Origin of the sequence: Pseudomonas syringae group sp. J254-4, from assembly GCF_032586855.1 — a bacterium.
Lineage (GTDB): Bacteria > Pseudomonadota > Gammaproteobacteria > Pseudomonadales > Pseudomonadaceae > Aquipseudomonas > Aquipseudomonas amygdali.
Map to the genome: position 1 here is coordinate 249,082 of NZ_JAWHOO010000005.1, position 21,391 is coordinate 270,472.

At 58.8% G+C, this 21,391-nt stretch carries 22 protein-coding genes; 7 read left to right on the plus strand and 15 right to left on the minus strand.

From position 1 onward, the window contains the following. Positions 1 to 525 precede the first annotated feature (525 nt). The 5 genes from RYB09_RS09245 to RYB09_RS09265 form a co-directional block, all read right to left on the minus strand. Complete coding sequence (locus RYB09_RS09245) at positions 526 to 1,866, minus strand: hemolysin family protein (RefSeq protein WP_002555884.1); 1,341 nt, start codon at positions 1,864 to 1,866, stop codon at positions 526 to 528. A 98-nt stretch (positions 1,867 to 1,964) separates the two neighbouring features. Then, on the minus strand, positions 1,965 to 3,287 hold the full coding sequence (gene phoR, locus RYB09_RS09250) for a phosphate regulon sensor histidine kinase PhoR (protein WP_005744878.1): 1,323 nt from the start codon (positions 3,285 to 3,287) through the stop codon (positions 1,965 to 1,967). A 60-nt stretch (positions 3,288 to 3,347) separates the two neighbouring features. After that, positions 3,348 to 4,037, minus strand: a complete 690-nt coding sequence (gene phoB / locus RYB09_RS09255; RefSeq protein ID WP_002555882.1) for a phosphate regulon transcriptional regulator PhoB — start codon at positions 4,035 to 4,037, stop codon at positions 3,348 to 3,350. 168 nt (positions 4,038 to 4,205) lie between these two features. Then, a complete protein-coding gene (gene ubiA, locus RYB09_RS09260) occupies positions 4,206 to 5,096 on the minus strand; it encodes a 4-hydroxybenzoate octaprenyltransferase (RefSeq protein WP_058409445.1) in 891 nt (296 codons plus the stop codon). After that, positions 5,096 to 5,656, minus strand: a complete 561-nt coding sequence (locus RYB09_RS09265; protein WP_058402176.1) for a chorismate--pyruvate lyase family protein — start codon at positions 5,654 to 5,656, stop codon at positions 5,096 to 5,098. The genes ubiA and RYB09_RS09265 overlap by 1 nt, the downstream gene beginning before the upstream one ends. Positions 5,657 to 5,842: 186 nt before the next feature. Here RYB09_RS09265 and RYB09_RS09270 point away from each other — a divergent pair, with 186 nt between their 5' ends. From RYB09_RS09270 to RYB09_RS09290, 5 genes are all read left to right on the plus strand, one after another. Then, positions 5,843 to 6,010 carry a rubredoxin gene (locus RYB09_RS09270; RefSeq protein WP_002555879.1) on the plus strand — a complete coding sequence of 56 codons (168 nt, stop codon included), beginning with the start codon at positions 5,843 to 5,845 and terminating at the stop codon, positions 6,008 to 6,010. A gap of 37 nt (positions 6,011 to 6,047) precedes the next feature. Then, positions 6,048 to 7,196 (plus strand): NAD(P)/FAD-dependent oxidoreductase, encoded by a 1,149-nt coding sequence (locus RYB09_RS09275; RefSeq protein ID WP_316888042.1) that lies wholly within the window; start codon positions 6,048 to 6,050, stop codon positions 7,194 to 7,196. Positions 7,197 to 7,386: 190 nt separating this feature from the next. Beyond that, entirely contained in the window at positions 7,387 to 7,662 is a 276-nt protein-coding gene (locus tag RYB09_RS09280) for an HU family DNA-binding protein (RefSeq protein WP_002555877.1), read from the plus strand. A gap of 250 nt (positions 7,663 to 7,912) precedes the next feature. Further along, positions 7,913 to 8,356, plus strand: coding sequence for a hypothetical protein (locus tag RYB09_RS09285; protein WP_005744874.1), 444 nt, complete (start codon positions 7,913 to 7,915; stop codon positions 8,354 to 8,356). Positions 8,357 to 8,523: 167 nt separating this feature from the next. Beyond that, positions 8,524 to 8,901: an SCP2 sterol-binding domain-containing protein gene (locus RYB09_RS09290; RefSeq protein ID WP_002555875.1), complete on the plus strand. Its 378-nt coding sequence runs from the start codon at positions 8,524 to 8,526 to the stop codon at positions 8,899 to 8,901. Here RYB09_RS09290 and RYB09_RS09295 read toward each other — a convergent pair whose 3' ends face one another. From RYB09_RS09295 to RYB09_RS09340, 10 genes are all read right to left on the minus strand, one after another. Beyond that, positions 8,902 to 10,863, minus strand: a complete 1,962-nt coding sequence (locus RYB09_RS09295) for a DUF4105 domain-containing protein (RefSeq protein ID WP_316888045.1) — start codon at positions 10,861 to 10,863, stop codon at positions 8,902 to 8,904. Next, the gene (locus RYB09_RS09300) at positions 10,860 to 11,180 is read right to left on the minus strand and encodes a DUF2388 domain-containing protein (RefSeq protein ID WP_002555873.1); all 321 of its coding nucleotides are present in this window, start codon (positions 11,178 to 11,180) and stop codon (positions 10,860 to 10,862) included. Before RYB09_RS09300 ends, RYB09_RS09295 begins: the two co-directional genes overlap by 4 nt. 38 nt (positions 11,181 to 11,218) lie before the next feature. Then, positions 11,219 to 11,524 carry a DUF2388 domain-containing protein gene (locus RYB09_RS09305; protein WP_058428167.1) on the minus strand — a complete coding sequence of 102 codons (306 nt, stop codon included), beginning with the start codon at positions 11,522 to 11,524 and terminating at the stop codon, positions 11,219 to 11,221. Positions 11,525 to 11,610: 86 nt separating this feature from the next. Continuing rightward, positions 11,611 to 11,928: a DUF2388 domain-containing protein gene (locus RYB09_RS09310; RefSeq protein WP_054097022.1), complete on the minus strand. Its 318-nt coding sequence runs from the start codon at positions 11,926 to 11,928 to the stop codon at positions 11,611 to 11,613. Positions 11,929 to 12,238: 310 nt separating this feature from the next. After that, positions 12,239 to 12,454 (minus strand): DUF1127 domain-containing protein, encoded by a 216-nt coding sequence (locus RYB09_RS09315; protein ID WP_316888048.1) that lies wholly within the window; start codon positions 12,452 to 12,454, stop codon positions 12,239 to 12,241. Positions 12,455 to 12,774: 320 nt separating this feature from the next. After that, positions 12,775 to 14,268 carry an acetyl-CoA hydrolase/transferase family protein gene (locus RYB09_RS09320; RefSeq protein WP_058409441.1) on the minus strand — a complete coding sequence of 498 codons (1,494 nt, stop codon included), beginning with the start codon at positions 14,266 to 14,268 and terminating at the stop codon, positions 12,775 to 12,777. 180 nt (positions 14,269 to 14,448) lie between these two features. Next, positions 14,449 to 15,903, minus strand: coding sequence for an NAD(P)(+) transhydrogenase (Re/Si-specific) subunit beta (locus tag RYB09_RS09325; protein ID WP_058402181.1), 1,455 nt, complete (start codon positions 15,901 to 15,903; stop codon positions 14,449 to 14,451). Then, positions 15,900 to 16,223, minus strand: a complete 324-nt coding sequence (locus RYB09_RS09330; RefSeq protein WP_002555867.1) for an NAD(P) transhydrogenase subunit alpha — start codon at positions 16,221 to 16,223, stop codon at positions 15,900 to 15,902. The genes RYB09_RS09325 and RYB09_RS09330 overlap by 4 nt, the downstream gene beginning before the upstream one ends. Positions 16,224 to 16,233: 10 nt before the next feature. After that, the gene (locus RYB09_RS09335) at positions 16,234 to 17,355 is read right to left on the minus strand and encodes a Re/Si-specific NAD(P)(+) transhydrogenase subunit alpha (protein WP_316888052.1); all 1,122 of its coding nucleotides are present in this window, start codon (positions 17,353 to 17,355) and stop codon (positions 16,234 to 16,236) included. Between the two features lie 420 nt (positions 17,356 to 17,775). Continuing rightward, entirely contained in the window at positions 17,776 to 18,684 is a 909-nt protein-coding gene (locus RYB09_RS09340; protein ID WP_316888054.1) for a LysR family transcriptional regulator, read from the minus strand. Positions 18,685 to 18,839: 155 nt separating this feature from the next. Here RYB09_RS09340 and RYB09_RS09345 point away from each other — a divergent pair, with 155 nt between their 5' ends. Both RYB09_RS09345 and RYB09_RS09350 read left to right on the plus strand, forming a co-directional pair. After that, entirely contained in the window at positions 18,840 to 20,021 is a 1,182-nt protein-coding gene (locus tag RYB09_RS09345; RefSeq protein ID WP_004659038.1) for an acyl-CoA dehydrogenase, read from the plus strand. Positions 20,022 to 20,030: 9 nt separating this feature from the next. Beyond that, complete coding sequence (locus tag RYB09_RS09350; protein ID WP_193601226.1) at positions 20,031 to 21,254, plus strand: CaiB/BaiF CoA transferase family protein; 1,224 nt, start codon at positions 20,031 to 20,033, stop codon at positions 21,252 to 21,254. Positions 21,255 to 21,391: the final 137 nt, after the last annotated feature.

The following is a 21,391-nucleotide window of genomic DNA, read 5'->3' on the forward strand; positions in this document are numbered from 1 at the left end:
TGGAGCGTGAGGAACGATAGGCGTTCGGGAGAGCACCTATCGTGCCCATGCTCCGCGTGGGTATGCAGTTCTGGACGTTCTGCGTCCGCTTTTGAGTATGCGGCGCGGCGCAGATTTGTGACGCGGAGCGTCACCCACGGCATTCCCACGCTGAAGCGTGAGGAACGATAGGCGTCCGGGAAAGCACCTATCGTGCCCATGCTCCGCGTGGGTATGCAGTTCTGGACGCTCTGCGTCCGCTTTTGAGTATGCGGCGTGGCGCAGATTTGTGACGCGGAGCGTCACCCACGGCATTCCCACGCTGGAGCGTGAGGAACGATAGGCGCTCGGGAGAGCACCTATCGTGCCCATGCTCCGCGTGGGTATGCAGTTCTGGACGCTCTGCGTCCGCTTTTGAGTATGTGGCGTGGCGCAGATTTGTGACGCGGAGCGTCACCCACGGCATTCCCACGCTGGAGCGTGAGGAACGATAGGCGTCCGGTAGAACACCTTGCGTCCGCTCTTGAACGGGTAGACCTGATCGGGTCAGTCCAGCTTCAGCACCTTGGCGAGTACGATTTTCGGGCCTTTCATCTTCTTGATGATGATGCGCAGGCCTTCGACTTCCATTTGCTCTTCTTCTTCCGGCACGCGCTTGAGTGTGTCGTAGATCAGACCGGCCAGTGTCTCGGCTTCGATGTGGTCCAGATCGATGCCCAGCAGACGCTCGATCTTGAACAACGGCGTATCGCCCCGTACCAGCAGTTTGCCCGGCTGATACGCGAGAATGCCGCGCTCCACCTTGCGATGTTCGTCCTGAATGTCGCCCACCAACACTTCAAGCACGTCCTCCATGGTCAGGTAGCCGACGATCTTGCCGTCGGCTTCCTCGACCACGGCAAAGTGCGCGCCGCCCTTGCGGAACTGCTCCAGCAGCTGCGAAAGCGGCATGTGTCGCGAAACACGCTCCAGCGGGCGGGTCAGTTCAGCCAGGTTGAACGACTCCGGGATGTGGTCCAGTGCCGCCAGTTCCAGCAGCAGGTCCTTGATGTGCAGCAGGCCGACAAACTCGCCACGTTCAGCGTCATACAGCGGATAACGGCTGAATTTGTGGCGGCGGAACAAGGCGAGGATTTCCTTGAGCGGCGCGTTGAAGTCCAGCGACACCATGTCTTCGCGGGAGTTGGCCCAGTCGACCACTTCCAGCTCGCCCATTTCGACAGCAGACGCCAGCACGCGCATGCCCTGATCGCTGGGGTCCTGGCCACGGCTGGAGTGCAGAATCAGCTTCAGCTCATCGCGGCTGTAGCTGTGTTCGTGATGCGGACCGGGTTCACCCTGGCCTGCAATGCGCAAAATGGCGTTGGCGCTGGCGTTGAGCAGGTAGATCGCCGGGTACATCAACCAATAGAAGAAGTACAACGGGGCCGCGGTCCACAGCGACAGCAGTTCCGGTTTGCGGATCGCCCAGGATTTGGGGGCCAGCTCGCCGATGACAATGTGCAGGTAGGAAATGATGAAGAACGCAGTGAAAAACGACACGCCCTTGATCAGCTCCGGAGTATCGACGCCCAGCGCTGCGAGCAACGGCTCCAGCAGATGCGCGAACGCCGGTTCACCGACCCAGCCCAGGCCCAGGGAGGCGAGGGTGATACCCAGCTGGCAGGCTGAAAGGTAGGCATCCAGCTGGCCGTGTACCTTGCGCAGAATGTGCCCGCGCCAGCCGTTCTTGTCGGCAATGGCTTCAACCTTGGTCGAGCGCAGTTTGACCATGGCGAATTCTGCCGCAACGAAAAAGCCGTTGAGCAGGACCAGGAACAAAGCAAAAAGAATCATGCCGAAATCGGCGAAGAGTGAAGACAGGTTGAAACTAGGGGAAGGGTCCATGATGGGGTTTTGCAGGGTCCGTATTAACAGAAGAGGGTAATGTCACGCCAGAGAAGACGCTATGAGCCCGGCAATGTAGCGGCTCAAGGCGCGATTGCCTAGTAGTCTGAATCGTCGTGCACGGGTTTGGACAGTTGGCCGCTGGCAAAGTGACAGGTAAAAACACTGCCCTTGCCGGGAACACTGTTGATTTCAAGGTTGCCGCGATGGCGCAGCAGCACATGTTTGACAATGGCCAGCCCCAGCCCTGTACCGCCGGTATTCGACGCGCGGCTGGTATCGACCCGGTAGAAACGTTCAGTCAGGCGCGGCAGGTGTTTGGTCTCGATGCCGATCCCCGAATCCTGCACGCTCAGGTGCGCGCCCCGCTCGTCGGCCCACCAGCGGATACGGATGACGCCTTCTGCCGGGGTGTACTTGACGGCATTGAAGATCAGGTTGGAAAACGCGCTGCGCAGCTCGCTTTCGCTGCCCTTGAGGCGCATATCGCTTTCCAGGCTCAGGTGGATCTGCTGGTTCTTGCTGCCCGACAACGCATTGGCATCGGCGGTGATGGTTTTGAGCAAGGTACTGACCATTACCGGATGATTGTCCGATGGGTAATCGGTAGCCTCGAGCTTGGCCAGCAGCAGCAAGTCGTTGAGCAGCGTCTGCATGCGCCCGCCTTGCTGATGCATCTGTTGCAGCGCTCGCACCCAGCGCGGATTGACCTCGTCCACGTTATCGAGCAGGGTTTCCAGATAACCGAAGATCACCGTCAGCGGCGTGCGCAACTCATGAGACACGTTGGCGACGAAGTCCTTGCGCATCTGCTCCAGCTGATGGATACGCGTCACATCGCGCACCAGCATCAGATGCTCATTGTTGCCGTAACGGGTAATCAACAACTGAATGCGCAAGCGATCATTGGTCGGCGAGGGAATCTCCAGCGGCTCGCTGTAGTCGCCCAGCGCAAAGTACTCTTTGAAGCGCGGATGCCGGACCAGATTGGTCACGGGCTGGCCGCTGTCCTGCGGCGTCTTTAAACCCAGCAGGGTTTCAGCGGCACGGTTCCACCACTCCAGATTGCCGTCGCTGTCGAGCATGATTACGGCATCGCGCAGGGCGGCGGTAGATTCCTGTACCCGGTCGATGACTGCCTGGAGGCGTCCGCGGACACGCTGATCACGGCGTTGCAGGTGGTAGATGCTGTCGAACACTTCGCCCCACAGACCATAACCGTCCGGAGGAGGCTCATCAGCCTTGTGACTGCTCAGCCAGTCATGCAGGCGCAGCAGTTGTTTGAGGGTCCAGGCCAGATACAGGCCCAGGCCGGTGGCCAGGCTCCAGCCATACTGTCCACTGATCAGGCCGACCAACAGGCAGGCGGTGACCAGCAACAACATGTGGCGTATCAGGGTGCCGTGCCAATTTTGATTCAATTAGGGGTAAATCCTTGTCTGGTCTGCACTGGCCATTGCCTTGCGTCGACGCAGCGGTTGTCAGCTCTTGGTCGAGAAACGATAGCCAGTGCCGCGCACGGTTTGTACCAGATTTTCATACGCATCGCCCAAGGCCTTGCGCAGGCGGCGGATGTGCACATCGACCGTGCGCTCTTCGACGTAGACGTTGCCGCCCCAGACCTGATCCAGCAACTGGCCGCGTGTGTAGGCGCGCTCCTGGTGGGTCATGAAGAACTGCAGCAGACGGTATTCGGTCGGGCCCATTTCGGCGGGTTTGCCGTCGATGGTGACACGGTGGCTGATCGGGTCGAGCAGCAGGCCGCCGACTTCGATGGGCGCTTCGCCGTCAGTCGGCCCGGCACGACGCAGCACGGCCTTGAGACGTGCCACCAGCTCGCGTGGCGAGAAGGGCTTGGTGATGTAATCGTCAGCGCCGACTTCCAGGCCCTGGATCTTGTTGTCCTCTTCACCCTTGGCAGTGAGCATGATGATCGGGATATCCCCGGTCAGTTCATCACGTTTGAGGCGACGGGCCAGTTCGATGCCGGATGTGCCAGGCAGCATCCAGTCGAGCAGAATCAGGTCAGGTTTGCGGTCGACGATAATCGCATGGGCCTGCTGAGAGTTTTCGGCTTCAATACAGTCGTATCCAGCCATTTCCAACGCAACGGCGATCATTTCACGAATAGGCGCTTCGTCGTCAACGATCAGGATGCTCCTGCCAGCCATGCTCGAACCTCTTGTCATTTAACTGTCTTGGGGCGCATTAGATAACGGAATTATTGCAGTCGTGTGACAGGTGTGGGTGAGGCTAGCACGCCGACAGGTTTCGGGTGGTCGGCGGACCTCGTGATCCTGGGTTTATTTCAGTAGGAAGGAGTCTGGCGGTGGCTGTTTTCAGCGCAACGCATAGTCGGCGACGATACCCACAAATATTGCCAGCCCTGCCCAGTGGTTGTGCAAAAAGGCCTTGAAGCAGGCGTCCCGCTCGCGCTGCCGGGTGCTCCAGAATTCCCAGGCAAAGCATCCTGCTGCCGCCAGCAGGCCTATGTAGAAGCACGCACCCAATTCAAAACGCGCACCGGCCAGCATCAGGCAACCGAGCGCCAGACCTTGCAGGGTCAGGATGATCACCCGGTCGGCATCGCCGAACAGTACGGCAGTGGATTTCACACCGATTTTCAGGTCATCGTCACGATCGACCATCGCGTAATAGGTGTCGTAGCCCACGGTCCATAGCAGGTTGGCGATGTACAGCAGCCAGGCCGCAGCTGGCAGGTCGCCGGTTTCTGCGGTAAATGCCATCGGCATACCCCACGAAAACGCGGCACCCAGCACCACCTGTGGGTAATAGGTGTAGCGCTTCATGAATGGATAGCAGGCAGCCAGGGCGAGACCGCCGAACGACAGCCAGATCGTCGTCGCATTGGTAAACAGCACCAGCACAAAGCTCAGGCCGACCAGCACCGCAAACAGCACCAGCGCTTCCCGTGAGCTGACTTTGCCGCTGACCAGAGGACGCTGCTCGGTGCGTTTGACGTGGCCATCCACCTTGCGGTCGGCGAAGTCATTGATCACGCAGCCTGCCGCGCGCATCAGAAATACGCCGACCACGAAGATGAACACTGTCTTCAGCGACGGCGAGCCCTTGCCCGCAATCCAGACCGCCCAAAGGGTTGGCCACAACAGCAGGTAAATGCCTATGGGCTTGTCGATACGTGTCAGCTGGATAAAGTCCCAGGCGCGGGGGCTCAGACGATTGAGGGATTTGAGAAGGGACAGGTACATCAGACAGGGTCCTTGTCATGGATCGTATTGCACAGAGCGGGCAGGAATACTTCGGCGACCAGCACGCTCAACGCACCACGACTGAATCGCGAGCGGCGTGCCCATAGTCCGCAAGCTGCAACAGCTTCAGGCAGCCAGGCTTCCGGGTAATGACACACTTCGAGGGTGCCGCGCGCGAACGCAGGGTCGCTGAACAGCAACTCACCCAGCGAGCGAGTACCCAGCTCATCCATATTCAGGCCACCGTCCTGCAAAGCGCTGCGGGCGGCGACACTGCGAGCGAATACCCAGTTGCTGTCATTACCGCGCAAGTACACCTCGCGCACCCAGCCTTCGCTGGCAAGTGGCAGGCCCAGCGCCAGACACTCATCACGGCGCAAAGCCTGCCAGCCTTCGAACTGCGGAAATACGCTGAAACCACCGTCAGACAAACGGTCCAGCCGGCGTGTGAGAGAGTCCTGATTGAACAACCAGTCGAGCATTATCGGTTCGGGCGCATCGATCAATTGCTCGCGCTTGAGCCAGATCGGGCTAATGAATGCGGGGGATTGCTGGGTCACGGTAAGCCAGTTCCGGCAGCCAACGAGGCCGCGAGCTTAGCATGATTGCAGGCCCCGACCGACCGCCGGTAGCGCGTGAGGTTATAGAATCGGACTTGCATCCGGGCGTGCCGATCAGTACAACGCCCGTTCAGACGGCAATCGACCGTCACACGCTATTCAGCCTGATAAACGAGAGAACCGAACATGAAGAAGTGGCAATGCATCGTCTGTGGCCTGATCTATAACGAAGCCGACGGCTGGCCGGATGACGGGATTGCGCCTGGTACGCTCTGGCAGGATGTGCCGGAAGACTGGCTGTGCCCGGATTGCGGTGTGGGCAAAATGGACTTTGAGATGATCGAAATCGGCTGATAGCAGCCAGCAGAAAAATAATGAATAGGGAAGAACAATGAGCGCACCTGTGGTCATCATCGGCACCGGCCTTGCGGGTTACAACCTCGCCCGAGAGTTTCGCAAACTGGACGCAGACACGCCGCTGCTATTGATCACGGCCGATGATGGGCGGTCCTATTCCAAACCGATGCTTTCCACCGGCTTTGGCAAAAACAAGGAAGCCGACGGGTTGAGCATGGCCGAGCCCGGTGCAATGGCCGATCAGCTCAAGGCTGAAATTCGCACGCATACGCGGATCAGCGGGATCGACCCGGGTCACAAGCGTCTGTGGATCGGTGAAGAAGCGGTTCACTACCGCGATCTGGTGCTGGCCTGGGGGGCTGAAACCATCCGCGTACCGGTGGACGGTGATGCAGGCGATGCGATTTTCCCGATCAACGACCTTCAGGACTACGCCCGTTTTCGAGCGGCTGCGGCGGGAAAGCGTCGGGTTCTGATTCTGGGGGCCGGGCTTATTGGTTGCGAGTTTGCCAACGATCTGATTCTGGGCGGCTATGAAGTGGATCTGGTCGCGCCGTGCGAGCAGGTCATGCCAACCCTGTTGCCACCTGCCGCTGCGGCTGCGGTAAAGACCGGCCTTGAAAGCCTGGGTGCACGTTTCCACCTGGGCCCGGTGCTGACCCGCCTGAATCGCAGTGCTGATGGCCTGCAAGCGCACTTGTCGGACGGGCAGGTGATTGACTGCGACCTGGTGGTTTCGGCCATTGGTCTGCGCCCACGCATCGATCTGGCCGCTGCCGCGGGCTTGCAGACGGGGCGCGGTATTCTGGTGGATCGCCAGTTGCAGACCTCCCACGCCAACATCCATGCGTTGGGTGACTGCGCTGAAGTCGATGGCCTCAACCTGCTCTATGTCATGCCGTTGATGAGCTGCGCTCGGGCGTTGGCCCAGACGCTGGCCGGAACGCCAATGGCCGTAAAATATGGCCCCATGCCGATCACAGTAAAGACGCCAGCCTGCCCGCTGGTGGTTTCGCCGCCACCGCGTGGCACCGACGGCCGCTGGAGTGTCGAAGGGCAGGGGGCTGATATCAAGGCGCTGTGTCATGACGCAGATGGCAACCTGCTGGGCTATGCGCTGACCGGTGCGGCAGTTATGGAAAAACTCGCACTGAACAAGGTTTTGCCTGCGTTATTGGCATAATTTCGCGTCATTTTGTCGGATAGACCACGTATTTTTGTCAATAAACTCCGCCTGCGCACTGGCGCGGGCTGGTTCGGCATGCCATCCTCGGTCTTGTCTGCCGCTACGTAGAGCCGTCGCGGCGCCTTGTTGCCGTTTTTTACAAAGCGGCGCGGGACATAAAAACAAAAAACCGTAAAAGAGGCTTCATATGCGTAAACCAGAAGTTGCAGCCGCCATTGCTGAAAAGGCGGATCTCACCAAAGAACAATCCAATCGTGTTCTCAATGCCATCCTTGAAGAGATTACTGGCGCACTGCACCGTAAGGACAGTGTCACGCTGGTAGGCTTCGGTACTTTTCTGCAACGCCATCGCGGTGCCCGGACTGGCAAGAACCCACAGACCGGGGAGCCGGTTAAAATCAAGGCAAGCAACACAGTGGCCTTCAAACCGGGGAAAGCCCTGAAAGACAGCGTCAACCCTTGACACCCTGTTGTGCGCCTCGGCGGGAGGCGGGCAACTCACAGGCGGGCATACCAATCAGACTGGGTGCCCGCTTTTTGTTTGTGTCGTTTGTACCGCCGATGATTCGTAGAAACGCTCAGTGAGAATTGTCCTACTCAATTTCGTATGAATGCCTTCTCAAACCCCGGCTTTGCCTGACTTTTTCTTATTGCTGATTCCCTTAGAGTCCCGCCCTTGCTGCACCCCTTCAATTACTCTTGGGAAATCTCGAATGAAAAAGCTATGGAAGTTTGCTGCTGTTGCAACTCTGATCGCCGCTACCAGCGGCTGCGTGAGCTACAACGTCAGCCAGCCAAGCGCACCGCTGGAAGGCACGGTCAAAACCGACCTCAAGGCGGACGTCAAGGTAGGCGGTACCATCAGCGGCGAGTCGTCCACCAATGTGTTGTTCAATTTCCTGAGTTTCGGCGGCGATAACGAGTTCGCCGATGGCGTGACCTACGGTGGTGCAAGTGGCGGTGGCGGCCTGGGTCTGGCGCTGCCTGATCCTGTCTCGACGACCAAAGCGGCAGCCGCCTTCAAGGCGGTTAAATCCTCCGGTGCCGATCTGATCGTCGCGCCGCGTTATGAAGTCAGCATCAAGGACTACTTCATCTTCAAGAAGGTTGATGTAAAGGTCACCGGCAGCAAAGGCAACATCAACAGCATTCGTTAATGCTGTCGTGATGCTGCTTCCCACGCGAAGCAGCATCCTTGCGTTCAACAAGTGTTTTGTACCGATCTCCCTCGAAATTCATCTTGTCCTACAGGTTTTGGGCCAATAAACCGCTACACTGCCACGCCGATCCTGATCACCGGATCCAGTGCGTACAGAGGCCGAGCATGAAGTTTCGTTTTCTATTGTGGATGCTGGGCCTGCTAATGGCCCGCGCCAGTCGTAACAACCCCGCGTTCCAGCAGCAGTTGGCTGGCAAGGACCTGACATTTCAGTTACAGACCGCAGATGGCAAAATCGCGCGTCACTTCGTGGTGCACGATCAGCGCATTCGCAGTGCCAGCGGTGTGGTTGCAGAGCCAGCCTTTGCCATCTCGTTTCGCGATGCGGCCTTTGGCTTTGACACCCTCCAGGCGAAGAACAAGCAGCTGGCGTTCATGAAGGGCATTCAGGACAAGGATATTCAGATCAAGGGCAACCCGGCCCTGGTGATCTGGTTCCAGGGCCTGGTCAAATACCTCAAGCCGAAAAAGAAAGCTGCCTGATCACGGCAGTTGCAGCCCGCCTGCCGCCTTATGCAGCGCCCGAAGGTGCTCGGACACCTGTTTGAGGTTGGCTTCGTTGGCTGCAATTTCCTTGGCGCGGTCTGGCTCCAGCAGGGCGCGCACTTCCTTGTCGAGATCGCCGGTCAGACGCTTGAGTTGTTTCTGGCGTTGACTGCTTTCTGCTTCAAGCCGCTGCCATTCCCCCGCCTGTGGCAAACCGTACCCGCCGCTGCCGAGCAGCTCGGCTGGCCGGCTGAGAAAGCCACTGCTGGCGAGGATCTCCTGTAGCGTTTTGGTGGCGTTGGAGACTTTGCCGTCTTTCACTTCGCGTGCACCGAGATAGCTCTGTTTCACTTCGTCCTGGGCCAACAGCAGTTGCCTGCGCAGGCTGGCCTGCTCCAGCAGCAGAATCGCAGCACTGGTACGCAGATCGGCTTTGTCGAACCACTGACTGCGCTCACTGGCTGGCAGGGCCATCCATTCTTCCACGGTGTTCTGCTTGATCGGCAGGTGCTTCTTCAAAACCTCGAACATGGCTTGATAGCGGTCACGGTAGGAATCGAACCGGTAGCCCAGTCGCAATGCTTCCTTCGGGTCATCCAGCACACTGGTATCGGCCAGCCCTCGGCCTTTGAGGACTTCAAGCAGTCCGTTGGGCAAAATGCTGTCCAGGCCGAGGAGCTTGGGATTGTGCGTACCGGCGCGCAGCAGTTTGAGGTTTTCAACGGCGCAGTTGTTCGAGAGGAAGTAGTAATTGCCGTCGTAGCTCCAGTGCATCTCGGCAGCGTGCTGAACCAGCCCTTCGATTTCCGGGCGCGACAGCTTGATTGGCACGGAGGCCAGGCTGCGCAGTTCGGTCTTGGTGTATTCATCGATGACCTGCGCCAGCGGCAAGACGAACAACCGTGACGGGTAGGCACCCATCAGGCCGTCCCAGCTCGATAGCTGTACATCGCCGACGAATGCCCGATAAGACAGGACCAGATGCTGGTCAAGGTCCAGGCGGCAGTCCGGCCCGCGAGGACGACCGGGTTTGCAGATCACCAGGCGCAACATGCTGTGGCCCCAGCGGCTCGCCCAGTTCTGATTCGCCTCGGCGAGTAGATAATCCACCGCGTAGACCCGCTCAGGGTCCAGCTTGCCCAGCGGCTCTCGGCCAAAGTCGCTACCGGCATTCAGATAAGGGTAGTACGTGGGGCATTCATCCCGTGCTGCGGGTGCCCAGCCAAAGCGCTCTTTGTAATACGCATACAGCGCCGGGCGACGACAGGCGTAGGCCGGGTCGAGGAGGAAATACTCCATGTTCACGGCCACGAATTCCAGCGGGCTGGTGGTTTCGTAGATATCCGGGCTGCGGGCGACCTGGCCGTTATGTTCTTCGCGTTCGCCGCGACGTCCGACGTATTGCTGCCAGCCCGCCAGGTCCAGCAGGCGAGGGTCGTCACTGAGGGTAAAGCGTCGCTCGGTCTGACCTCGGCAATTGTCGGGCAGGCCGATCTTGCCCAGAGAGCTGTTGCGCGACCCGCAGCGGAAGATAGCCGAGCGCTCGGCAGGCGACCACAGGCGAGCGCGATCGTATACGTGGGTCAGCTCATGCAGGACGGTGGCGAGCAACTCCTGGCGCACCGTTCCGTGTGGACGGCCTGTCTGGGCGGTGGCTGCCGAACCGTCGGTCAACGAGGCCAGCAAGTGGCTGTTGAGATATAACTGATAAGGGCCGGCTGCCTGACCGTAGGCGTTTTGCGGCATGTCACTGGACCAGCTTACTTCGACGGTTCGGTCCAGTGCTTCGACGAAGCTGGGCGGCAGCGCGTGCATGGCTTCGTCGAGCAGCGTCTGGCTGGCTTGTTGTTGCGGCGCATCGAGGCCGTCAGTGTGCAGTTCCAGCTTCAGGCTGGCAAAGGCATGCGTCCCGACCAGCGACAGCGCGCCAGCAAGCAGCCAGGCGCGAAATCGCCTCACAATGCGAGGATTGCTTCAGCCAGGGTCTGATCGCTTGCGCCGCGTGCTTCCGGTACGCGGGTGCGCAGCGTATCGAAGGCAGCATCCAGCTGGGCACCGTGGATGTCACCGCCGCTGGCAACGTAACTGGCGGCGTCGTCCTTGGCCTGGAGCACGACTTTGGAGTCGCGAATCGATGTGGTGGTGTCCGAGGTGAAATCAATGGTACGGCCAAACGCGCGAACGATGATGTTGCTCGTGGCCACAACGGTCTGAGCCTGAGCAAAGTCGGCCAGCAATAACAGGCCAAGGGAAGCAGCAATCAGCGGGGTACGCATGTAGTGACGTCTCCAGTTACGCAAAGAGGGGAAAGTGGCTATTGGACGAGGATTGCCTGCGCCAGTTCAAGGTCGCTGACACGAAGTTTTGCATCTGCCTGACGCAGGGCGTGCAGCGCGGCCTCAAGCCGGGCACAGCGTATCTCTCCGTCGCTGGCGATGAACGCAGCAGCGTCGTCTCGGGCAGCCACGATGAGCTTGTTATCAAAAGGTGCTGTTGTGACCTGACTGGTGACATAGCCGGTCTTGACCAGACCTTGCGTGGTCGTATCGAACGCTTGAACCTGACTGATACACATCAGGCTGGCAATGGGTGCGATAAACAGAAGGTGCAGTAAACGCATTACTTTCACGAACCGGCAAAACAGGTAGCAAGGCTAGCGCAATGCTCTGGCCAGAGCTACCCCGGCACGCGGCCGGGGCGCGACGGTCAGATGGCCAGAATGGCCTGGGCCAGTTGGCTGTCGGTCGCTTGCAGTTCAGGCAGAACCTGACGGATGTGCTGCAGCGCGCCTTCGAGGCGGGCGCTACGGATGTCGCCAGAACTGGCCACGAAGCTGGCGGCATCGTCACGGGCGGCCAGAACGATCTTGTCGTCTTTCAGGGAAGAGGAAACGTTGGACGTGGCACGCGTCGATGCATTGACCGCATCCACCACTGCGTCAGTGGTCACGATAAAGCTGGAGGCGTTGGCACCTGCAGCAGCAGTCAACAGGAAGGCAGCGCCGAGGGTACGTAGCAGAGACATGATCGAGTTCCATTGTGGGCAAAAGGGCACAGGCTGCCTGCGAAGCCGAAGGGCCGAGGTAGAGCGCTAGACTATCCCACCGATAGCGCGCTTGTCATGGCAGTCGATGGTTGCAGCTTGCACAGTTTGCATTATTTGGTAACTGTACTTGCAGATTTTTAATTATTTGAAACTGTACTGTTGCTGGCAATCCGTTGAATCCCTGCCCGAAAACGACAAAACCCGTCTCGGTTGCCTGAGACGGGTCTTGTATGAAGCAATTCGGGTTGCTGGTGAGAGACTTGAAGGTCTGGGACCAGCGAGCGCTGATTTAGCGCCAGAACGGCTTGCTCAGCTCTTCGTAACGCTGGGATTCGCTGATACCGGCGTCAGCCAGCAGGCGTGCATCCAGACGAGCCAGTTGATGGCGGCTGGACAGGCGACGCTGCCAGAGCATCAGGTTGGCGAATGCGCGCAGAGGCAAAGAAGCTTTTGCAGTGGTAACGGTGCTTTCGCTGAACAGATCGGAACTGATTGTACGTTCCATGGTGTGACTTCCTTCCGCTTGTGGCGGGATAAGTGAGTTGCTTGACTGGTGCCCATTTTCCTCGGACGCGTCCAGCTTCGATAGACACAGTTCACTTGTATTGTGAGGGTTCAGTTAACTGTGATCGGGCACTGTTTTGTTCATAAATGGGGCAACTGTACCGGTCAGCACTATATGAGTGCATTTTGTGATCGATTATGGTGATTTTGGCGATTTGAAGCAGTTTTATGACCGGTACAGCAGTACAGTTTTTAAAGAAGACGTTGAGTGCGAGCAGGAAGTGAGTCGGGAAAGGTCTCGTTCACTTCCAACTGTCCTGTTCAGCCCGGCAGCATGCGCCCGGTTTCTTCCAGGTTGATGTGCCAACTCAGTGCTTCACGCAGGATGTGCGGGGTATGGCCGCCCAGCACGCAAGCAGCACTGAAATAGGCGTTCAGCGCGTCGCGGTAATCCGGGTGTACGCAGTTGTCGATGATGACCCGCGCGCGTTCGCGCGGGGCCAGGCCGCGCAGATCTGCCAGGCCCTGCTCGGTGACCAGAATGTCGACGTCATGCTCGGTGTGGTCGACATGGCTGACCATCGGCACAACGCTGGAAATCGCGCCGGCCTTGGCAATCGACTTGGTGACGAATATCGCCAGGTGCGCATTGCGCGAGAAATCTCCCGAGCCGCCAATGCCGTTCATCATGCGCGTCCCGCACACGTGGGTAGAGTTCACGTTGCCATACAGGTCGAATTCCAGCGCAGTGTTGATGCCGATGATGCCCAGGCGGCGGATCACCTCGGGGTGATTGGAGATCTCCTGGGGTCGCAATACCAGCCTGGACTTGTAGCGGTTGAAGTCGGCAAAGACTTCCGCGTGTTTGGCCGCCGACAACGTCATGGAGCTGCCTGAAGCAAAGGTCAGTTTGCCCGCGTCGAACAGGTCGAATGTCGAGTCCTGCAGCACCTCGGAGTACATGGTCAGGTCAGTGAAGGGGGATGCCAGCAGGCCGTGCATCACGGCGTTGGCGATGTTGCCGATACCCGCTTGCAGTGGCATCAGCTTGTCGGTAAGCCGGTCTTCGCGCACTTCCTTCTTGAAGAACTCCACCAGATGGTTGGCGATGGCCTGCGTATCCGCGTCAGGTGGGGTGACGGTGGACGGTGAATCTGGTTGATTGCTGATGACAATGCCGACGATCTTCGCCGGGTCGATCTTCACTGCATGGCTACCGATGCGCGAGTCTGCTTCCAGCACCGGAATCGGCAGGCGCGTCGGCCGGTAGCTAGGTATATAGATGTCGTGCAGGCCTTCCAGCTCCAGCGGCTGCGACAGGTTGATTTCCACGATGACCTGCTTGGCCAGAATCGCGAAGCTGGCCGAGTTGCCGACGGAAGTACTGAGCACCAGATGGCCTTCCTCGGTGATCGCAACACATTCGATCACCGCCAGGTCCACCGCCTTGATCTGCCGGTTGCGCAGCATCTCGACGGTATCGGACAAGTGCTGATCGATGAACATCACCGTGCCGTTGTTGATCGCCTTGCGCAGTGTGCTGTCGACCTGAAAGGGCATGCGCCGGGACAGCACGCCGGACTCGGTCAGTTGCTTGTCCAGGTCATTGCCCAGGCTGGCACCGGTCATCAGGCTGATTTTCAGCGGTGTCACTTTGGCGCGCTCGGCCAGCGCATGGGGCACGGCCTTGGCTTCGCCTGCGCGGGTGAAGCCACTCATGCCGACGGTCATGCCGTCTTCAATCAAGGCGGCAGCGTCGGCTGCGCTCATAACCTTGCTCATCAGGGAGGGCAGGCGGATACGGTCACGGTACATGAATTCTGTCTCGTAGATAGAAGCGAGCGACAAGTCTAGAGCGTTGAACGGGGTTCGTCCTGCTACCAAGGTCGCATTTGAGGGCTCTAATTGGCGGCTTTCAGCGCAAAACACTGTTACGCGAAATGTAAAAAGCCCCGATCGCCAAGCGAGCCGGGGCTTTAATGAGGCAGGGTCAGGCTAGGCGTTTTCGACGGCCTTCACCATGTCCTCGATCACCTTTTTGGCATCTCCGAACACCATCATGGTTTTATCCAGATAGAACAGCTCGTTATCCAGACCTGCGTAACCGCTGGCCATCGAGCGTTTGTTGACGATGATGGTCTTGGCCTTGAATGCTTCCAGAATCGGCATCCCGGCAATGGGCGATTTCGGATCGTTCTTGGCGGCCGGGTTGACCACGTCGTTGGCACCGAGCACCAGCACCACATCGGCCTGGCCGAACTCGGAGTTGATGTCGTCCATCTCGAACACCTGATCGTAAGGCACTTCGGCTTCTGCCAGCAGTACGTTCATGTGCCCCGGCATGCGCCCGGCCACCGGGTGAATCGCGTACTTCACCGTGACGCCACGGTGTACCAGCTTCTCCGTCAGTTCCTTGAGTGCATGCTGCGCGCGCGCGACTGCCAGCCCGTAACCCGGCACGATGATCACGGTGTCGGCATTGGTCAGCAGGAACGTGGCATCGTCTGCCGAGCCGGATTTCACCGGGCGGGCTTCCTTACTGCCAGCCGGTCCTGCCGAATCCGTTGCGCCACCGAAGCCACCGCCAATTACATTGAAGAACGAGCGGTTCATCGCCTTGCACATGATGTAAGACAGGATCGCGCCCGAGGAGCCGACCAGCGATCCCGCGATAATCAGCATCGAGTTGTTCAGCGAAAAACCGATACCGGCCGCTGCCCAGCCTGAATAGCTGTTGAGCATCGAGACCACTACAGGCATGTCGGCACCGCCAATCGGGATGATCAGCAGCACACCGATCACGAACGCCAGCGCGAGCATGATCGCAAAGGCAGTAAGGCTGCCGGTGAACATGAAGGTCAGACCAAAGAACAGCGTGGCCAGACCGAGCGCCAGGTTGAGTTTGTGCTGCCCGGCAAACTGTACCGGTGCGCCTTGAAACAGACGGAATTTGTATTTGCCCGACAGTTTGCCAAAAGCGATGACCGAACCCGAGAAGGTGATCGCGCCGATGGCTGCTCCGAGGAACAGCTCCAGACGATTGCCCGCGGGAATGGCATCGCCGAGATGACCAACGATGCCCAGTGACTGAGGCTCGACTACAGCGGCGATGGCGATGAATACCGCTGCCAGGCCGATCATGCTGTGCATGAATGCGACCAGCTCAGGCATTTTGGTCATTTCGACGCGCTTGGCCATGATCGAGCCAGCGGTCCCGCCCACCAACAGGCCAACCACAATGTAGCCAATGCCGGCACTGGTACCTTCAGCGGTAGACAGTGCAGCCAGTTTGAACACCAGCCCGATTGTGGTGATGACCGCCAGCCCCATGCCAAGCATGCCGAACAGATTGCCGCGGCGTGAGGTGATGGGGTGTGACAAGCCTTTGAGTGCCTGGATAAAGCAGATCGACGCGATCAGATACAGCAGAGTGACCAGATTCATGCTCATGACTTCGGCGCCTCATCCTTTGCCTTGGGGGCCTTTTTCCTGAACATCTCCAGCATCCGCCGAGTGACCAGAAAGCCGCCAAACACATTCACTGCGGCCAGCGCGACGGCCAGCGTGCCCATGGTTTTGCCCAGCGGCGTCACCGTCAGGGCGGCGGCGAGCATCGCACCAACGATGACAATGGCGGAGATAGCGTTGGTAACGGCCATGAGCGGCGTGTGCAGCGCGGGCGTGACGTTCCAGACCACGTGGTAGCCGACATAGATTGCCAGTACGAAAATGATCAGGTTGTAGACGCCGGGGGAAATCAGCTCTTCCATTGGTGTGTCCTCAGCCGTTCTTGCGCACGACTAGCCCGTCGCGGCACATCAGGCATGCGGCGACGATGTCGTCTTCGAGGTTGATCGAGAATGTGCCGTCCTTGTCGAACAGCAGCTTCGTGAAGTCCAGCAGGTTGCGGGCATAGAGTGCAGAAGCATCGGCTGCGACCAGCGCTGGCAGGTTGGTGTGGCCGACGATGGTCACACCGTGCTCGACGACGACTTGATCCGCCACAGTCAGTGGGCAATTGCCACCTTGTGCGGCGGCCAGGTCGATGACCACCGAGCCGGGCTTCATCTGCGCCACGGTTTCGGCGCTGAGCAGCACCGGTGCCTTGCGGCCGGGGATCAGGGCGGTAGTAATAACGATGTCCGCCAGTCTGGCCCGCTCGTGAACCGCTGCGGCCTGGCGTTGCATCCAGCTGGCAGGCATCGGGCGGGCGTAACCGCCAACGCCTTCGGCGCATTCACGCTCTTCTTCGGTCTCGTAGGGCACATCAATGAACTTGGCACCCAGCGACTCGATCTGCTCCTTCACTGCCGGACGCACATCCGAGGCCTCAACCACGGCACCCAGCCGTTTGGCGGTGGCGATGGCCTGCAGGCCCGCGACGCCTGCGCCCAGGATCAGCACCCGTGCGGCTTTTACGGTGCCGGCAGCGGTCATCAGCATGGGCATGAAGCGCGGGTAGTGATGTGCGGCAAGCAGCACGGCCTTATAGCCTGCGATATTGGCCTGCGAAGACAGCACATCAAGGCTCTGCGCGCGGGAAGTGCGCGGCGCGGCTTCCAGGGCGAACGCGGTGATGCCCTGTGCGGCCATCTTGCCGATGAGTTCATTGTTGAAGGGGTTGAGCATGCCGATGACCACCGAGCCGCTCTTGATCAGGCTCAGCTCATTGTCATCGGGCGCTACAACCTTGAGGATCAACTCGCCCGCAAACGCTTCGGTTGCGCTCCCAATCACAGCGCCTGCAGCTTCGTAAGCGCTGTCCGGAACGCTCGCCTGAATGCCTGCGCCGCTCTGCACGGTAATCCTGTGCCCTTGGCTGATCAGCTTTTTGATGGTTTCCGGGGTAGCAGCTACCCGGGTTTCGCCCGCTTGCGTTTCGAGAGGAACACCAATGTGCACGACAAATCTCCTGCGCGATTTTTTATCGTTCGTGTGTAGGCCAGTGCACTACGGCTGGTGCATCTGGCATGGCCAGGCAGCACGCCCCTTTCCAGCAGGGGCGGGGCATTTTGCAGGTGAAGTTTGCGGGCTTCAATATATTCTGTAACGAAACTATAGATGAACTACAAGTCACACTGTGACCTATTGTCGCAGCAATTGAATGCAGGCCATTGCCTGTATGGGTTTTGGCGCTATTCCGCACAAAAAATGGTGATTAATATTTTTTGCTCGAAAATCTCGCATTTTTGCCAAATAAGGCAAAAGACCCTGTAATTATTAGGCGTTAAGTCGTTTTTTGCGCTGAGCGAAAAGTTGTTGCGAGGCGACATAAGCTTATATCTGTAGGTGTCGATTACCAATTACTACCTGAAGTGCTGCTCAGGCCTGGTCCTGAGGGAGCTGGTAATTCCGGGCCTGAGCGACCAGCCAGTCGCGAAATGCGCTGAGTGACGCCGACTCCACTTTGCGCTCGGGAATCATCAGGTGGTAGGCCTTACTGCCAGGCAGCGAACAGGCGTTGGCGATCACCAGGCGCATTTCATGCAGTTCGTGCTGAATAAGGAAGGGCGGGATCAGTGCCACACCCATGTCGTGCATGGCCGCCTGCGCGAGCATCGAAAACAGCTCATAGCGAGGGCCGGTCATGTCGCGGGCCACATCCATGCCCTGCGCGTTGAACCATTGCCGCCACGCATAGGGGCGGGTGGTTTGTTGGAGCAGTGGCAGCTCGGCGAGCTCGCTTGCTTGCAGACGGTCTCGCCCGTTCAGGAAAGAGGGGCTGCAGACCGGCATGGAGTTTTCACCCATCAGCCGATGCGAGTGGGTGCCGGACCAGTCGGCGTCGCCGAAATAGATAGCAGCATCGAAGTCGGTGTCAGCAAACAGAAAGGGGCGCGTGCGGTTGGTCAGGTGAACCGTGACATCGGGGTGCTTGTGCTGGAAGTCTTTCAAGCGCGGCAGCAGCCATTGAGTGCCGAACGTCGGCACCACGGCGAGTTCGATGGCGTTGGCGCCTTGTTGGCCCATGACAGACAGGGTGTCGCGCTCGACTGCGTCCAGTTGTTGGGCCACGCGACGACTATAGGAAAGCCCGGCTTCCGTGAGCTTCACCCCCCTTCGAGAGCGCCGGAACAGCTCAACGCCGAGAAACTCCTCAAGCCCGCCAATCTGTCGGCACACCGCGCCTTGTGTCAGGGACAGTTCATGAGCGGCCTTGGTAAAGCTTTCGTGTCGGGCGGCAGCTTCGAAACTTACCAGTGCAGTGGTGCTGGGTATTTTGCGTCTCATATCCTTTCTTCTCACTGGTCTTTTTGTTATGCGGGCCTGAAGCGGCTCTTGGAGTGAGAAATTAGCACAACAGGTTGATAAAACCTCGTTTGTCGCCGGGGGACGCCAGGACTAGGATCATTACAGGATTTTTCAGCTGAACGTGAGGAACAGGCATGAGCGGTAAAGCAAGTTTTAACTGGATCGACCCATTGCTGCTGGATCAACAGCTCACTGAAGAAGAGCGCATGGTTCGCGACACTGCCGAGCAGTTCGCCCAGAGCAAGCTGGCCCCGCGCGTGCTGGAAGCGTTCCGTCACGAGAAAACCGACCCGGCCATCTTTCGCGAGATGGGCGAAGTGGGGTTGCTGGGCGCAACGATTCCGGAAGCGTTTGGCGGCAGCGGCCTGAATTACGTCTGTTATGGGCTGATCGCCCGTGAAGTCGAGCGTATCGATTCAGGCTATCGATCAATGATGAGTGTGCAGTCCTCACTGGTCATGGTGCCAATCAATGAATTCGGTACGCAGGCCCAGAAAGAGAAATACCTGCCCAAGCTCGCCTCGGGTGAATGGATTGGCTGCTTTGGCCTGACCGAGCCCAACCATGGTTCAGACCCAGGGGCGATGATTACTCGTGCCCGAAGTGTCGAGGGTGGTTATCGCTTGAGCGGTAGCAAGATGTGGATCACCAACAGCCCGATCGCGGATGTGTTTGTGGTGTGGGCCAAGGACGATGCCGGCGATATCCGCGGCTTCGTTCTCGAAAAAGGCTGGGCAGGTCTGAGCGCCCCGGCTATTCATGGCAAGGTCGGTTTGCGTGCGTCGATCACTGGCGAGATCGTCATGGATAACGTGTTCGTGCCTGAAGAAAACATCTTCCCGGACGTACGCGGCCTGAAAGGTCCGTTCACCTGTCTCAATTCTGCGCGCTACGGTATCTCCTGGGGCGCGCTGGGTGCGGCGGAGTTCTGCTGGCACACCGCGCGGCAATACACCCTCGACCGGCAACAATTTGGGCGTCCGCTGGCGGCCAATCAGCTGATCCAGAAAAAGCTGGCGGACATGCAGACTGAAATCACTCTGGCGCTGCAAGGCTGCCTGCGTTTGGGGCGCATGAAAGACGAAGGTACGGCTGCCGTAGAGATTACCTCGATCATGAAGCGCAATTCCTGCGGCAAGTCGCTGGATATAGCGCGCATGGCTCGCGACATGCTGGGCGGTAACGGTATCTCGGACGAGTTCGGCATCGCCAGGCACCTGGTCAATCTGGAAGTGGTGAATACCTACGAAGGTACGCACGATGTGCATGCGTTGATTCTTGGGCGTGCGCAGACCGGCATTCAGGCCTTCTATTAAGGAGGGCTGATCATGGGGGCGCTTTCACATATCCGGGTGCTCGACTTGTCGAGGGTCCTGGCCGGGCCTTGGGCCGGGCAGATCCTCGCTGACCTGGGGGCTGACGTCATCAAGGTCGAGCGACCAGGATGTGGCGATGACACTCGTTCGTGGGGGCCGCCGTTTCTTCAGGATGCGGCCGGTCAGAACACCACCGAGGCGGCTTACTACCTGTCGGCCAATCGCAACAAGCAGTCGATCACCATCGACTTCACGCGGCCGGAAGGGCAGAAGCTGGTACGGGAGCTGGCGGCGAAGTCGGATATTGTCATCGAGAACTTCAAGGTCGGTGGGTTGGCGTCTTATGGGCTGGATTACGAATCGCTCAAGGCTGTTAATCCTCGCCTGATCTATTGCTCCATTACCGGTTTCGGTCAGAGCGGGCCGTATGCGACGCGCCCGGGTTACGACTTCATGATTCAGGCGCTTGGCGGCCTGATGAGCCTTACCGGTCTGCCGGAGGGTGAGGAGGGCGCGGGCCCGGTGAAGGTTGGCGTTGCGCTGACCGACATTCTTACAGGTCTGTATTCGACAACTGCCATTCTCGCCGCCCTGGCTCATCGCGATCAAAGCAATACAGGGCAATACATTGATATGGCACTGCTCGACGTGCAGGTGGCGTGTCTGGCCAATCAGGCCATGAACTACCTGACCACGGGCGTGGCACCCAGGCGCTTGGGTAATGCTCATCCCAATATAGTGCCGTATCAGGCTTTTCCTACAGCAGATGGCGACCTGATCCTTACTGTGGGGAATGACAGTCAGTTCAGAAGGTTTGCCGAAGTGGCGGGGCAGCCACAGTGGGCTGATGATTCGCGCTTCCTGACCAACAAGCTGCGCGTGGCTCATCGTGCCGAACTGATTCCGTTGATTCGTCAGGTTACCGTGTTCAAGACCACTACCCAGTGGGTTGACGAGCTTGAAGCGGCTGGCGTGCCGTGCGGGCCGGTCAATGACCTTGCTCAAGTGTTTGCGGATCCACAGGTTATGGCGCGCGGGCTCGCTATAGAGATGCCGCACGCGCTGGGCGGGCGCGTTCCGCAGGTCGCCAGCCCGATAAGGCTATCGGAAACGCCAGTCGAATATCGAAGGGCGCCTCCTTTGTTGGGCGAGCACACGGCGCAAGTGCTTCAAGAGCTATTGGGGCTTGAGGGTGAAGCGGTTGCCTTGCTGCGCAAGTCAGGGGTCGTGTAGCTATATAGAAGAAAGCGTTTGTGAAGGGCTTTTCTATATAGCTACAGGGCCTTAACGGTTAATTTCGGTGTTTTTGAAATTAACGGTTGACGCCCTCTGTGATCTGTCTATAATTCGCCCCACTTCCGGCGCAGACG